A 14,221-nucleotide genomic window follows, 5' to 3' on the forward strand; every position below is an offset into this window, starting at 1 on the left:
CCCGATAGTTTAATATATAAAACAACTTAAATTATTTAATTATTGAGGTTACTGCTTTCGAAGGACCACCGAAATCGTTAATAACCTGCCAGGTAATGTTATTGCCATTTACAGAGCCAGGGAGCGAGTATTCCGCATGGCCTTTAGGCGGCACCATAACATTGGTCGTATCAATATCAGTACTACCTGCTTTTAGTGAAGAAAATGAAAGGTAGTAAGGTGTCGGATTCGTCACATCGAGTTTTGCACCAGCACGGCTGAACGACACTTTTTGATAATCATCCACAGTTGGCGCTTTCAGTCCTGCAGGACGATAAAACAGCTTGATACGCGTTTTAATTGAAATCTGAAGAACATTTTTATCGCTGTGTTTGGAGGCCGGAATGGATTTTGTGTTCATCCAGAATACAGACTCTCTGTCTGCCGGTAAATCACCGCCTGCCCGGACAATACGCACCATATTCTCTTTACCCGCATCGAGACGAAAAAGTGGTGGAGTAATAATGAACGGAGGTTTAGCTGCCCCCTTATTTTCCCCGGTAGGCCCTGCAGAATCAGCCCAAGCCTGGATGAGATAAGGAATAGTATCCGGATTTTTAACCGATAAAGACGTTTCCCGTTTGCTTCCATCGTATACAACACGCGTCCCACCCACGACGACACCGGCATATGCGTTCGCCCCCAACAAAACAACGGAGGACAACAGTAAAGTGTGAATCAACAATTTGTTTCTCATGAGAACCTCATTCCTTTATTCTTAATAAAACCGCCCGGCCATAGTAACCGGGCGACCTCTGGGCTTCGGCTTTTAACAGACGGAAACCCAGAAGAGGAAAAAATTACTGATAGTTGATGGTGAACTGGCTAGTGGCGTTTGCAGTACCCGCTTCAACAGTTGCAGCGGTAGAAACATAGCGGCCAACGAAGTCCAGGGTGGCAGAACCATCATCAGCTACGGTGTAAGCTGGTGATGCACTATGCAAAGGAATAGCTGTACCAGCGTCACTAGCAATCTCAATTGCCACACCTTTAGCAGTCTGGTCACTGTCCAGTTTCAGAAGATCTGTATTATCACTATCACCGGTGCCATCAAATTTCACGGAAACTTGTTTTACCGTATCTGGGCAGTCAGTAACATTAATAGAGAATTTGCTTGGAGAAGCTTTATCACCAACCGCACTGAATGCAGCCGTTGCAACGTCGCCCATATTTACAGTCAAATTCTGCCCTGAAGCATCGATCGTACAAGCATCAGAAACGATGTTGCCATTAAAGTGAACAGTACCATCTGCTGCATGAGCCGCTACTGCAGACATCATTGAACCTGCTACCAGAACTGCCAGAATTGCTTTTTTCATTTGATATAACCTTGCATATATAAATAATAGTTCCCTGTCCGTGAAATGATTTCTTTTGTTCACTTCAGACTTTTTACTTACAATATTGAAAATCATGCCAGTAAAAACTATGAAGATGAATTATTCAGTTGAGAATGAATTCATTCCATATTCCCTGAGAAGTATATTTCTCAATTTCTACTGTCTGATGTTTGTCAGCGTTTTTGCTTGACCCGATAATTCTGACAACTTTCTAAAATAAAGAAAATTCCTTTTTTTGCTCGAAAAAGCATTCACACAACTCAATGTAAGCATTCACGCCAACTCAGTATAAAATTCCAATTACTGTGTGATTTTATACTTTCTATAGTTAGTAATGCTGTTATTGACAGTTTTTTGAGGGTTTGCATCATGGGTATGAGAAGCGGGATGTTCGAGATATTTTTGTATTTCACATAAAAAAGTCGCAAATGCAACAATATTTTAACAGAAAAGACAGTGAATAGGTTTTATTCGTGCCTGGATAGCATTCAGCGACCGATATATTAACCTTTACTTCGATCTAGTGACTTGAATATCTTCCATGTGTTTAGCGGAAAAATGAAAGCACCTATGAATCTAACCGGTGAGGCGGGGCTTCTTATGACTTGGTAATGACTGGGTTGGTACCATGACCAGACGTTTTTATCTTTTTCTCTACCGTCTTCTGGCGATACATGATTTGAGATGTGCGGCATATTTGATAAAAAGGGATGCAATAAATGACTTCAAAAATGGTAATTTTTCAATTGCTAAAGTTTAAAGAAAGCATGCCAGGTGATTTTCTCGAGAGCGAAGATATGCATGAAATGATAGGAAGCGAGTTAAGGATGCTGTAATGCCAATTTGTAATCGATTTGGGTGTCTGTTTTTGGTGATAAACCATTTTCTGAATGGTGCGACATTAGATTGAGTGCCATCAAACCGACCATTAGAAATTGTCGCAAGTCCACGAGAATTTTAATATTGTGTGATGGCTAAGGATAGAGGGTTTCAAAGGTATTTTGCGATGAAATCGGATGCTGGAAGTGGCTTGGAAAAATAATAACCCTGCAGATAACTTATCCCTTTATCTGCCAGGTAATCCCATTGGAGCTCCGTTTCAACGCCTTCTGCAATGATTTCAAGTTTCAATTTCTCGGCCATGTCAATTACGCACTCCACCAGTACTGCCGAATCAGGGGCTTGGGTGATGCGGCCAACAAAAGATTTGTCTATCTTGATGAAGTCGATGGGCAGTTCGTTCAGGTATTCCAGGTTGGAGTACCCGGTTCCGAAATCATCCAGAGCAATACTAACACCGAGTTGCCGCAAATCCGTGAGTGTTTCACGAAACTCAGGCGTCAGTGCAAAAGGCTCCCTTTCGGTAATCTCCAATGTCAGCTGAACATTGGACAGGGAACTAAGAAATTTTTGACAATCCTGCCGCAAACCTTGTTCATTTACATGCGCCGCGCTGATATTAATTCCAATATGAAAAGGGTTAGGCAGCCGGTTGAGAACCGGAGCCAGATCCTGCACCACGGTTTGCATCAAAAGGCGCGTCATTGGAACAATAAGTCCTGTCTGTTCAGCTAAGGGAATAAACCTGTCCGGGGAAATGTGTTTATCCGGGGAGACCTGCCAGCGAGCAAGTACCTCAACGCCAGCAAGACAGCCGTTTTTAGTGAAAATAACCGGTTGATAAAAAGGAATAATTTTTCCATTTTTAATGGCTAACGATAATTCGTCGGCGGCTGTCTTAGGCTTGAGTAGAAATTTGTATGCCAACAGTCCGCTCAAACCTGCAAGCAGTGTCAATAAAACAATGGCCAGCCAGTTTTCATGCACAAACCAGGAAATTGGAAGCTCCCGGGTGAAAGAAGAGCCTACTGAAAACGGATAATGCTTTGAAAACTCTTCTATAACAGGATTAGTCCGCCCCCTCCCTTCCTGCATCACTTCGCCAGCGGTTGTAAGCGTACTATGCCCAATTCTGAGGCTTAACGACCAGCGCGTACTAAGCAAATCAAGAATATCTCTAATATATGAAGCGCTCAGGCTGGAGGCGACCCGCCCTTGCGGGTAGGCCGAAATCAGAACCAAAAGTGGATCACGAGGGGAAATATGATTTCCGTTTTTCAAAATCAGTTGATAAGCATCTGTCTCTCTTCCCGCGATATCGGCATAACGAACATCAGAATAGGATGAACACAGTTGATTATTTTGATAGATGAGTGTGATGAGCCGGACATGTTTTTGCACGATAACCTGATGATTAAGGTCGTCGCTGACGGCCTGTGTGCAGGGTAGTTTAAGATTATCAGCTGCTCCATTTGCTGCGCGTGAAGCTTCATCAAGAAGTGCGTCAACCTGGCGAACTGCCTGCAAAGTGGTTGTACGGGCCACGCCCACTTGTGTTGTAGAAAACTGGTACCACAAGGCAGTAAGTCCAACTAATAGCACCATTATAAAAAATGCTGATGACAGAAAAAAACGCGAAGTATCAGTACCTTTTATCATGAAATTTCCGCTGACATTTACCATTCCGACACCGTCACTCTTTGAGAAAAATTTTGGTAAATGTAATAAAGCCTAACGAGAAAGTAACTGCAACGCCTTAATGATAAACAGACAAACAAAACTGAGAAAAAAAACCACCAGGAAATAAAATTAACCCGGTGGTAGCTAAATTAGGCAAGCTTGTGAAGGTTCTCACTTTTCACAGGAATATTATATGATAAATAGCAGTGCGAAAAATCCTGTATTTTTGAATTATTTTTGATGGAGTTCCTCATTTAGCCAATGAAAGCATATAATGTGGATTATGATAGCTCAGCTTAAAAATATAAGAATTTGACCCTTATCAAGGCTAAAACTTGACAGTAGCGGGGATCTTCTCTCTGGTTTTGCCGGCCACTGCGAGCATTAACCATATGAACGCAAATGCTAATAGAAGATATTTCTCCATACTTTCATCCAAAAAATTCTTTCGCAACTGGTTAAAATAGAATTTTCGTCTCATTGTTGCACCTGTCTTAACGCCTGCCGTGTGAATCCTTTCGTCAGTTGTATTCTCTCTTTACCCTCTATTGTTGCGAATGAGAGAATATTGCCACATCTTAGACAAAGGCAGTTTGTAAGTGAAAAACACTATATCAAATAAATCAGACGCTTTTTACAAAACGATTATCATGGATGCATGTCCTTTTACCCGTCTTGGTTTAATGCGGATCCTGCAATCTTCATTAATTTCAGCGGAAATTCATGAGTGTGATAATTCAGAAGCGATTACTCCTCTCACATTTAACGGTAAAATTGATTATATCCTCATGGATATTTGCGGGAAAAATGAATCTGTGCTTCAGGGGATCAGGCATATCCAACGTATAAAAAACACATGGCCTGGTATCCCTCTTATTATCTGCACCTCATTTCAGAATATTAATGTAATGTTACGATTAATAAAAATAGGTGTATCGGCGATCTGCTGTAAAGGTGATTTGCCTATTGCTTTAGAAAAATGCATTAGCTCCGCGCGTGTTGGCAGATGCTATCTCAGTCCTGCAATTGAAGCATTAGTTAACACCAGGTCGACCAGGCCGGCGGGCGTACGGCATTGGCTGACGCCAAAAGAAATGGACGTGTTGGAAGAGCTCTTCGAAGGACATACAGTGACAGATATTTCCTCCATACTGTACCGCGATGTAAGAACGGTCAGTACGCACAAGCAAAATGCCATGGAAAAGTTTGGCTTTAAAAACGACTACCAGATGTACATTGAGGGAAACTGGCTTTTCCCTGACAGCGTTTGTTATCAATAAACCTTGGAGGGTAAAAACAATGACCAGTACTCTCGTTCTCATCGGGCAAAGCCCGCTGCTCGAGCTGGGTATGGAAACATTCTCGCATCATTTGCAGGCCACCGTAGTGTCCTCCTATCATTCTCTCGATGATTTTATCGATGATGAAGCTCGAGCCTCCGTGGGCATTGTTTGGTTAGATTTTATTAGCCCAGTCGAAGACGTTGAACATTTAATGAGTCAGGTTAAGGCTGTTTGTACCCTCAACCCGGATTATCGTATTTTGATATTCTGTCGTAATCATTTTCTCAATGAACTCAATGCGTTGTCAAAATATCAACAAGTCAGTTTGATTTCCAATCAGGAAAGTGTGGTAGCTATGGAGGCTTATACATCGCTGGCCATGAAAGGCGAACGCGTTATCAGCCCAAAAATCTCAGAAGAAATATATAAATTCCGAACCATTCGTGAAACTCTACGCTTCTCTCTGACGCAAAACGAGATAAACGTGTTAGAAAAACTGTGTAACGGAATGGATTTTCGTATAATCTCTCGCCTTTCCGGTCAGGATATTAAAACAGTGAGTGCACATAAACGCAGTGCTATGAAAAAGCTCGGTGCCAGAAACGACATCGAGCTCTTCGATTTGAGAAACCGCTATTTTAGTGATATTAACTTCAGGCTTTTTTAGTTTGCACTATTCGGTTCGTTCAATCCGCCAGTTTCTTAGGTTCTCAGGGTGGTGGATTAATAAGTTACGCACGTAAACTGTGGAGCATACGGACTACTGACAATGTAAACATTGTCCTGGATTGGTTGCAATCCGAGGTTTATGACAGAATCGTTTTCTGCAAGTTCCAGCCACATTTGATTGAACCGGTCATCGGATGTGTTATCAAGTTTTGAATGTTCTATGCGATCAATGGCGAATACATACGCATTCTTACTGGCTTTTTTACCGTCTTTTAAATGGATGGTTCTTTCAATATAGGTGCGCTGATCTCCAGCTTTCACATAACCTTCGAATTCAATTAATCCTTTATCATGACCATAGAATTGGATATTTTCGATAATAGAAAACACAAGCTCACCTTCGTCTGCCTCAATACTAATTTTGGAAAACACCTTACACTTCATTGCCGGCAACCCACTTTTGGTTGCCCGAGGAATTAGAACCCATGAAAAGACGATAAGCATCAATATAACGGCGATAGCAGCCCACGCGGTGGTTTTTCTAACCCGGCGATTCATTTTTCCACCTTTTTATATTCATAAAAGTTTTCGCAGGAGATGACTTCCTTATCTTTTCCGGTATAACAAAATGACAGCATGATCCGCGAGTTGTTATCCGATGCTGGGGAGATCTCTTTATCGAATATCACCATGTTATCTTTTGAGCATTGAAGGTCATTTCTTTTCAGGATGTCTGTTATCAGTGCAACATTATCCTTACGCGTCGCGTCAGGTATATCTTTCACGTAGGTAATATCACAGCCATTATCTGACACGTAATGACCTGGAAGAACGACGGTGGCCAGTCGATTGTGGAGCAAAAAAGCAGAGAGGCCCACGAACAGGAAAAGCATGAACAGAATCGAACACCACCAAACAAACCCTTTGTTCGCTCGTGGTGGTGACAACGTGGCCCCACCCTCAAATGTGGAAGTTTTTGCGACAGATTGTTCTGGGTTTAGCATGACAACAGGAATGTCCGGGTTCGCTTTAAAACCAACTTTTGGGATAGTTACGATAAACTCTGGGCACCCCAGTAAGGCCAGGTTCCTGCGAAGGATACTGATGTACTGCCTCAGATTACCGTCAGTTGCCTGCAACCCGTGGATTTCCCATACGTTCTCCATCAAATATTCCCGTGTGAGCTCCCGCCCGCCGGAGCGAGCGAATTCGTCTAACAATCGCGCGGCGGGGATGGACAAATTTACGATTTCCGCATTATCTGTGTCCACCTGAGTTAACACCCCGTCGTCAGTGTTAAACGAGATTGTCTTATCAATAAGATACTTCATTTTATCCTGCTCAATTTTTGATTGTTATGTACAATGTTATGACGATGAGTTCGTGGTTTTTTATGTTCAAAAAATGTTACTCCACCGAAACAGCACGTTTGTTCAGAATAGTGCAACACCCTAAAATCTCAACTGATTGTTAGTTGAAAACGTCGATCCTAATCGCTTGTTTTGGCGTACAGAGACACCTCGGTAAAAGTGCATCGCATGCCAGTGCCAGGCAAAGATATTCTCAACCTTCAGTAAACATCAGGTTTTTCGCGAAAACATTCGATTTATCCGTGATTTTACCATCTCTTTTAATGTGAAATGTCCTGTAATTTCGCAAAAATGATCTGATGTGAATTACAAAGAAGAGCATTTAAATTTAACTGAAAACTGAAAAGTTAGCTGTTGGTGCAGTAACGATTTAAAAAACAGTTAGCCTGATAGAGAGTTATTGCTACCAATAAAAGCACCTCACTGGAAATCAATAAAATATCGATTTTTTCGATAATCTCTGGGGACTATCCTAGGTCTACCCCAATCTTTGGGCTGTCTCTTATACACAAATCCCCTGCATGAATGCCGGGGATTTTTTTGAACTTTTTTCGTCTCCAGTGATCCTCTTTATATTCTCCTTTCTGGGTTTTTAGTATGGTGCTATCTGATTGTTATTCATGGGCTAAAGGGATTTTCGGGCTTGCTGCGCTTGGCGATTTACGCCGTACCCGCCGTCTCGTCACTGTGGCTCAACATGCCGGACTTTCTATCGTGAAATCATCCCATTCTCCTGCTGAAGTGGAAGGAGCATATCGCCTTCTGCGTAACCCTAATATCACACCTGACGCCATTGCTGACGCCGGATTCATCGCAACGGCAAAAGCCGCTCAGGCCTGTCCGCTTCTTCTTGCCCTGGAAGATACAACGACGATCAACTTCAGCCACACCAGCGCGTACGAAGACCTCGGAAATACCTCAACTCAGCAAAAAACGCATGGCCTGCTCGCGCACTCCGTTCTGCTATATGCGCCTGACACCGCCCGTATGGTCGGGCTGATCGCACAGCAACGCTGGACCCGTGACACCGCCGATTACGGAATGAAACATCTTAGAAAACAGCGACCTTACGAAGAGAAGGAAAGCTTTAAATGGCAACAGGCTTCTGAACTGATGGCACAGCGCCTCGGCGATACGCAGGCGCGCGTTATCTCAGTCTGCGATCGTGAAGCCGATATCTGGCATTACCTCGATTATAAAATCAGCCACGGCCAGCGGTTCGTCGTCCGGGCGGCGCAAAATCGCCGGCTCGAAGGGGATGAAAATAAACTCTTCGACTTGCCTGATACCCTGACAGAAGCAGGCAGCCACACGCTGAATGTGGTGCAAAAAGGCGGACGGGCCGCGCGGCAGGCACAGATGTTCGTCAGTTACAGTACGGTCCAAATCAAACATCCAAACGGGTCAGGAACCTTATTGCCCGTGACCTATATCTGCTGTCGCGAAGACGTGGAAGGCGGTGCCTGCTGGCACTTACTGACGTCAGAACAGGTAGAAAATGCAGCACAGGCGCGGCAGATCATCAGCTATTACGAACGCCGCTGGCTGATCGAGGAATACCATAAAGCATGGAAAAGTGGCGGCACGCAGGTTGAAACACTGCGCATGCAAACGCGGGATAATCTGGAGCGAATGATGGTGATCCTTGCGTTCATCGCGGTACGCGTGCTGGCGTTAAGGCAAGGTGGCCTGAGTGAAGAAACGCTGAATGAGTCCTGTGAGCAGGTACTGAGCCCAATAGAGTGGAAGTTGCTGTGGGTCAAACAGGAAGGAAAAACGCTGCCGAAAAAAGCGCCGAACCTGAAATGGGCCTATCTGGCGCTGGCGAAAATGGGCCATTGGTATGACAGCAAACGTACGGGTCGCGCGGGTTGGATAGTAATGTGGGAAGGTTGGTTCAAACTGCAGGATATCGTTGAAGGCTACAAACTTGCGAAGTCTCTTGATCAGGAGATCTGATCAAGAGACAGATCTTTTGGAGGGGGTATATTTGCAAATTATAGAATTTAATTCTGTTAATGAGTGATTCATTAGTAAGTATTTAGAGTTAAATCTCTATTCCAACAGTTTTCTTATTAAGTTTAATGTGAATGTCTTTTGACCTAAATAAGTTGGTTTTAATATTAATTAAATGTGCCAGTATTGTTGTCCATGGAGGTTATCAGTGTGTCTATAAAGTTGTGAATCCTATACGCATTATAGTCGTAAAGATTTTCATGCCGGGCAAACACATTTGAGCCTCTTTTGATTATCCAAGGTTGTGGTGAGTATTATTTACCCGTCTATCTGCTTGGTTATTTGAAAAATACTTATTATTTAATTTTACCAATGCGTTTTTTAAGGAAAAATATGAAGCTTTCGATTATTTCTTTATTGGTTTTGTCTTCTATTGTAATAAATGCAAATGCTGAATCGGTACAGTTCAGCGGCGAAAAAAATACAAGCGGGATCGCATCACTTGGCAGTCAGGGCGAAACTCACCGCGGGGGTGACATCAGCGACGGGGTCGCATCACTTGGAGGCCAGGGCGAAACTCACCGCGGGGGTGACATCAGCGACGGGATCGCATCACTTGGAGGCCAGGGCGAAACTCACCGCGGAGGTGACATCAGCGACGGGATCGCATCACTTGGAGGCCAGGGCGAAACTCACCGCGGGGGTGACATCGGCGGCGGGATGGCATCACTTGGAGGCAGTGGCGTTTCTACTAAAATAACAACAAAATCAGTAATAACAACAACTAACCACACCCAGCCTGCGTCTGTCGACTCTCTCGTATCAGCAATGCAATCATCAAAAGGTTATACTGATCATGTTTCAAAAGGCCTTCAGAAACAGATTAGCGAGAATAAGCGCGATCTGAAGCGTCTCGGCGCAACATCACAGGCGGTTGGGAACCTCCACTATAATGGTAACCATAACGGTTATGCTGTGTCTGTGGGACAATACAGCAACGAAACAGCACTAGCTGGTGGCCTTCAATATCAGATCGGAACTCACCACGCCTTAACTCTTCAGACATCAGTTGATGCAGCACAGATTGGAGGTTCTGTAGGTTTACACGGCGATTTCTAATTAAAATTGTCCCGCTTATTACGGGGCTTAAAATGAATATAACGGGGGAGAAAGAAAATTGGTGCCAGGTCCTTTCTTTAGCGCTAATCAAGAAACCATTAGTTAGTACGAATTAAATGCAAGAGGGAAGCATAAGCTTCTCTCTTTGTTGTGCGCGACCTGCGGCAAGGTTACAAGCAAATTCTCTGCCCGATGAATCCGGGCCCGCATGACTGACAGCGGAACGCCCCCACCTAAAATTATTATCCTATTGTCATGGAGAAACTTTTTGATCATATCAACGATGACAAAATCTGTTTTGTATACGTCTGAGATCGCATCAGATGATCTGTCTTTCTTACTGACAATTCCTGCTAAACAGTTATTGCTACGCAGGAAAACGGCGCTTCCGCTGACACCTTCCTTGTAGTAACCAGTCAACCTATTTGAACCCGTCAGCCCTTTGTAGGCAAATACGGAATCAGGCGATGCATAAGAACCGGGCGCTGCGTTATACATACCGGACACGACCTTCATAAATAAGGGGACTCTCTTTATGAATTGCAGATCTGCAGCCTGGTAGAATAAAAAGGGCTGTACCCCGTATATTCGTCGCGCAGTCAAAGCGCATACTTTTTAAGGCACCTGCCTGAGCATGGCCACGGCGTCCGTTCCCGACATGGAGAACTGCACCCGATGACGTGCCGCCACGTCCAGCGCAAATATCCGCGTATAGACCTCGGTCGACTTCATGCTTTTGTGCCCCATCAGCCCCTGCAGCACCTTCAGCGGCACCCCGGAGTACAGCATGTGCATGGCGTAGCTGTGCCGCAGCGTGTGCGGCGTGACCGTTACGGAGAAGGTGACGCCGTCAGCGGCGGCCCGGGACACCGCGTCGTTCAGCCAGGTGCGCACCGTACGGTCGGTCACCTCCCAGATGCGCGCAGCCTCCATGCGGCCAGTGCGCTTGTTTTTGCGCTCGAGCGGAATGCGCAGCGTGGCAATCATGCTGTTGAGCCGGTTGAGATACTGGTTATCGGACAGCGGGACCAGCCGGTGTGGCACGATCTTTTTCGACGGCGCGCCCGGTCCGCGCGCGGCCTTTTCCTGCCGCTGCTTCAGGGTGGCCAGCGATACATAGGGATACGGCGGCGTGAGGGTAAAATCCGCCCGCGTCAGGGCCAGCCCCTCGTTAATGCGCGCGCCGGTGTTCCACAACGTATCGATACAGGTCTGCTGGTACAGATCCGGCAGATAATGCAGCAGTGCGCCCACCTCCACGGCCAGCAGGTACTCCGGCATGTCGCCGTGCGCCTGGGCCATGCGGCGCAAGGACAACGCGGCCGGGTAATCAATCGTCGCCGGCATAGGCACAGCGGTTACCGTCTGAAACTGCCCCTGCAGAACGGGAAACTGAGTAGGTTCGGTCATAGGGATAGCCTCACTCTTGGGGACTCCGGACCCAGGCACGATGGTCTCCGGTTAATCATTGATGTCATGGTATTTCGGCAGTTGGCACAGCAGGCGCAATTGCTCAATCATCGCCTCAACGCGCCGCGTCTGCTTTCGAAAGACTGCTTGCCGGTATTCAAAATATTCAGCATGGTCCGGTGGATCAAAATGAAATTGATAAAACTCACTGAGAAGCGCCTGGATCTTCCCATGCACCAAGGTCGCGGATACGGAACAGCAGTTCGGCCGGCAAAACATCCCATTTCCCCTGGATATCGTCCAGAATGAGCGGCTCGAACGAAACGGAAACAACCGTGCTCGTTTGCCCATTGCGTGAGTCAAAGTACTCCTCCCCCTCATCCTCACTGATTCTCTGACAATGGTCGCTGAATTCTGTCAGGCGCAGGATAAGATGGACGCCGATGTACTGCACGTCACGAAAACGGGCTTTCTTGCCAACGCGGGACTCTTTGATCAGCGTAAACCACTGCGTGGCCGCGCCGCCGGCGATGCCCGACACGCCGGCAATAACGCCCGTAACCCAGTCTGCCATATTAGCTGCCTCTCAATTAAAAATGGCCTGCCGCGAAGCAGACATGAATGTGCTGAGGGGCTGCCCTCTGCATCACACAACGGCGGACATCAGATAGTCACTAGCAGTGAAAGGTGAAAACATTCCTCTCTTGAAAGCGGCGCACCGGCCTGCAGTTTCACCCCCCCCGGATTACTGACAATGGCGAGAACTTCCTCGGTCAAAATCCAGCTACTTCCTTGCTCATCCCACCAGGCAATAACCCTTTGGTCCCAGGAACAGATCTCACAGTAAAGAGGAGCACTGAGATGATTGTATTCGTTCATCCAAAATTGGTGATGGCCTAACGCCTGGAGAATGGCAAAAAGTTCTGCGAGACATATTTCTTTATTCATTATTTATTTCCTTATAAATAGGTTGCTTATATTTTCAATCAGTAGCAATTAATCCATTAATTCCTTATGTGAAAGATAGTCAGCATACAGTTACCTTTCGCAATTGCCGATCTCATCAAAATTCTGATCCGACTTTTGCAGTATAGGAAATTTTCAGAAGCCGTTCCGGAAGAATCTGCAGAGAAGACGGAGGATGAAGGCCGGGGCATACGCAGCGTATAGTATTATAACCATCTGTTAAGTATAACATATTACCGATGTGTGTTCCAAAAATAACCGATTTACAGGCCAGATCCGCTTCTGCCATAAATCGGATCTCTCCAGAAAAAATGACAGGAATGAGGTACACCTTCATTTAAATGACATCATGTCATTTAAAGGTATAGATTCAATTTAATAATTGACACCGATTATTGTGTAGGCGTTTAATTCTGTTGAAACCCGATTAGTCACGCCCATGACAGGAAGAAAATGATGCTCAGCCAGTTAACGCTTCGCTTTCCAAAAAAACTCATCGAATCGCTGAAAAACCGTGCTGTCACGGAAAAGACCTCAGTCAACGCCCTGGCCGAGCGCTTTCTCGACGTCTCCCTGCAAACCAGCGCGCCGGATGACGACTGGCTGCAGCTGACCACCCGGCCGGACGAGGCGGTGCAGCAGCTGTACCGCAAAGTTGTCCTCGGCGAAACCTTCGGCCGCCAGGCCCTGCGCCGCGCCGAACTGCGCTTTATGACGGAGCTGGCCCACCAGGCCTACCGCGACGCCGGCGCAAAGGAATTTGTCCGCTGGCCCGTGCTGGAAACGCTGCTGAACATCAGCTTTGAGCTGCTGGTCTGGCAGGCCGAACAAGGGCTCCCGGTGGACGGGCACTACATTAAGCGCACCTTTGAGTTTGCGACCGAGAACTGGCAGGAAGAGGCCGCGCGTTTTATGCGCGAAATGAGCCGCGCCGTCGATCCGGGCTATGCGGAGTATCTGCTGCGGCCGCTGGCGTCAGGCTGCTTTTCATTGAATGATTATCCTGACGACGTGCTGGCCCGCGTCTTCACCCCGGCGCGCCTGAGGCAAATCTTCCCGCTGCTGATGCGCACCCGGCAGTGGACCTTTGAACAACGCCGCACCTTTATCCGGGAGGTGCGCCCGTCGGTCCGTGAAATGAGCGAAACCTTCACCGCCGGCGACCTGCGCTTCGACATCCGGGTTGAGGGGCAACGCGGTGATCTGCCCGCCGCCGTTGGCGACGAGACGCCGCGCCTGTTTCTGGTTCTGACCGGCAGCCACTTTGTCATGCCGTTCGGCTGGGCGCAGTTTGCGGAGCTCTGCCGCCTGCTGAACGTCTGTCGCACCACGCCGGAGGCGGTGCGCCGTTTCAGTGAGGGTACCCATATCACCCTGGGCCTGCCGGGGACCGCGCACCAGGATGCGATCCTGGGATTTGATGCACTGCGGGTGTTTGTGCCGGCCGAGGCGTTCGGCGAACTGGTCAGGGAGCTGACGGAGCGGGTGGAGACGGGAGTTCTGGCCAACGCCGTGGAGGCTTTACGCACGTTGTACGGAGATTTATAAC

14 protein-coding genes are annotated in these 14,221 nt (G+C 46.6%); 5 read left to right on the top strand and 9 right to left on the bottom strand.

What is annotated here, in order from left to right:
• Nucleotides 1-31: 31 nt before the first annotated feature.
• The 3 genes from J9880_RS24665 to J9880_RS24675 form a co-directional block, all read right to left on the bottom strand.
• Complete coding sequence (locus J9880_RS24665) at nt 32-736, bottom strand: fimbrial biogenesis chaperone (protein ID WP_232770991.1); 705 nt, start codon at nt 734-736, stop codon at nt 32-34.
• Between the two features lie 103 nt (nt 737-839).
• Nucleotides 840-1,358, bottom strand: coding sequence for a fimbrial protein (locus tag J9880_RS24670; protein WP_232770992.1), 519 nt, complete (start codon nt 1,356-1,358; stop codon nt 840-842).
• 1,011 nt (nt 1,359-2,369) lie between these two features.
• The gene (locus tag J9880_RS24675; RefSeq protein WP_232770993.1) at nt 2,370-3,902 is read right to left on the bottom strand and encodes an EAL domain-containing protein; all 1,533 of its coding nucleotides are present in this window, start codon (nt 3,900-3,902) and stop codon (nt 2,370-2,372) included.
• Nucleotides 3,903-4,498: 596 nt separating this feature from the next.
• Between J9880_RS24675 and J9880_RS24680 the strand changes: the two genes are divergently transcribed.
• The gene (locus J9880_RS24680; RefSeq protein WP_232770994.1) at nt 4,499-5,179 is read left to right on the top strand and encodes a response regulator transcription factor; all 681 of its coding nucleotides are present in this window, start codon (nt 4,499-4,501) and stop codon (nt 5,177-5,179) included.
• Nucleotides 5,180-5,198: 19 nt separating this feature from the next.
• Nucleotides 5,199-5,849: a helix-turn-helix domain-containing protein gene (locus J9880_RS24685; RefSeq protein WP_232770995.1), complete on the top strand. Its 651-nt coding sequence runs from the start codon at nt 5,199-5,201 to the stop codon at nt 5,847-5,849.
• Between the two features lie 56 nt (nt 5,850-5,905).
• On the opposite strand, the gene J9880_RS24690 is transcribed toward J9880_RS24685, so the two are convergent.
• Together J9880_RS24690 and J9880_RS24695 are read right to left on the bottom strand one after the other, a co-directional pair.
• Entirely contained in the window at nt 5,906-6,409 is a 504-nt protein-coding gene (locus J9880_RS24690; protein ID WP_232770996.1) for a FidL-like protein, read from the bottom strand.
• Nucleotides 6,406-7,182 (bottom strand): winged helix-turn-helix domain-containing protein, encoded by a 777-nt coding sequence (locus J9880_RS24695; RefSeq protein WP_232770997.1) that lies wholly within the window; start codon nt 7,180-7,182, stop codon nt 6,406-6,408. The genes J9880_RS24690 and J9880_RS24695 overlap by 4 nt, the downstream gene beginning before the upstream one ends.
• 636 nt (nt 7,183-7,818) lie before the next feature.
• Between J9880_RS24695 and J9880_RS24700 the strand changes: the two genes are divergently transcribed.
• Together J9880_RS24700 and J9880_RS24705 are read left to right on the top strand one after the other, a co-directional pair.
• Nucleotides 7,819-9,180 (top strand): IS4 family transposase, encoded by a 1,362-nt coding sequence (locus J9880_RS24700; RefSeq protein WP_232770998.1) that lies wholly within the window; start codon nt 7,819-7,821, stop codon nt 9,178-9,180.
• Between the two features lie 285 nt (nt 9,181-9,465).
• A complete protein-coding gene (locus J9880_RS24705) occupies nt 9,466-10,296 on the top strand; it encodes a hypothetical protein (RefSeq protein WP_232770999.1) in 831 nt (276 codons plus the stop codon).
• 102 nt (nt 10,297-10,398) lie between these two features.
• Here the strand turns inward: J9880_RS24705 and J9880_RS24710 are convergent, their stop codons facing one another.
• The 4 genes from J9880_RS24710 to J9880_RS24725 all read right to left on the bottom strand — a co-directional run bounded on the left by J9880_RS24710 (nt 10,399) and on the right by J9880_RS24725 (nt 12,654).
• Nucleotides 10,399-10,794, bottom strand: coding sequence for a hypothetical protein (locus tag J9880_RS24710; protein WP_232771000.1), 396 nt, complete (start codon nt 10,792-10,794; stop codon nt 10,399-10,401).
• A gap of 117 nt (nt 10,795-10,911) precedes the next feature.
• Nucleotides 10,912-11,643 (bottom strand): tyrosine-type recombinase/integrase, encoded by a 732-nt coding sequence (locus J9880_RS24715; RefSeq protein WP_232771016.1) that lies wholly within the window; start codon nt 11,641-11,643, stop codon nt 10,912-10,914.
• 268 nt (nt 11,644-11,911) lie between these two features.
• Complete coding sequence (locus J9880_RS24720) at nt 11,912-12,280, bottom strand: hypothetical protein (RefSeq protein WP_232771001.1); 369 nt, start codon at nt 12,278-12,280, stop codon at nt 11,912-11,914.
• A gap of 89 nt (nt 12,281-12,369) precedes the next feature.
• The gene (locus J9880_RS24725; RefSeq protein WP_232771002.1) at nt 12,370-12,654 is read right to left on the bottom strand and encodes a hypothetical protein; all 285 of its coding nucleotides are present in this window, start codon (nt 12,652-12,654) and stop codon (nt 12,370-12,372) included.
• 471 nt (nt 12,655-13,125) lie between these two features.
• On the opposite strand from J9880_RS24725, the gene J9880_RS24730 reads away from it, so the two are divergent.
• Nucleotides 13,126-14,220, top strand: coding sequence for a transcriptional regulator (locus J9880_RS24730; RefSeq protein ID WP_232771003.1), 1,095 nt, complete (start codon nt 13,126-13,128; stop codon nt 14,218-14,220).
• Nucleotide 14,221 lies beyond the last annotated feature (1 nt).

Origin of the sequence: Rahnella victoriana, assembly GCF_021276285.1 — a bacterium.
Lineage (GTDB): Bacteria > Pseudomonadota > Gammaproteobacteria > Enterobacterales > Enterobacteriaceae > Rahnella > Rahnella victoriana.

Bases quoted from the DNA above. Each gene is read 5' to 3' on its own strand.
- J9880_RS24665 (WP_232770991.1), bottom strand. From the start codon at position 736: ATGAGAAACAAATTGTTGATTCACACTTTACTGTTGTCCTCCGTTGTT.
- J9880_RS24670 (WP_232770992.1), bottom strand. From the start codon at position 1,358: ATGAAAAAAGCAATTCTGGCAGTTCTGGTAGCAGGTTCAATGATGTCT.
- J9880_RS24675 (WP_232770993.1), bottom strand. From the start codon at position 3,902: ATGGTAAATGTCAGCGGAAATTTCATGATAAAAGGTACTGATACTTCG.
- J9880_RS24685 (WP_232770995.1), top strand. From the start codon at position 5,199: ATGACCAGTACTCTCGTTCTCATCGGGCAAAGCCCGCTGCTCGAGCTG.
- J9880_RS24690 (WP_232770996.1), bottom strand. From the start codon at position 6,409: ATGAATCGCCGGGTTAGAAAAACCACCGCGTGGGCTGCTATCGCCGTT.
- J9880_RS24695 (WP_232770997.1), bottom strand. From the start codon at position 7,182: ATGAAGTATCTTATTGATAAGACAATCTCGTTTAACACTGACGACGGG.
- J9880_RS24700 (WP_232770998.1), top strand. From the start codon at position 7,819: ATGGTGCTATCTGATTGTTATTCATGGGCTAAAGGGATTTTCGGGCTT.
- J9880_RS24710 (WP_232771000.1), bottom strand. From the start codon at position 10,794: ATGTATAACGCAGCGCCCGGTTCTTATGCATCGCCTGATTCCGTATTT.
- J9880_RS24715 (WP_232771016.1), bottom strand. From the start codon at position 11,643: ATGCCGGCGACGATTGATTACCCGGCCGCGTTGTCCTTGCGCCGCATG.
- J9880_RS24720 (WP_232771001.1), bottom strand. From the start codon at position 12,280: ATGGCAGACTGGGTTACGGGCGTTATTGCCGGCGTGTCGGGCATCGCC.
- J9880_RS24725 (WP_232771002.1), bottom strand. From the start codon at position 12,654: ATGAATAAAGAAATATGTCTCGCAGAACTTTTTGCCATTCTCCAGGCG.
- J9880_RS24730 (WP_232771003.1), top strand. From the start codon at position 13,126: ATGATGCTCAGCCAGTTAACGCTTCGCTTTCCAAAAAAACTCATCGAA.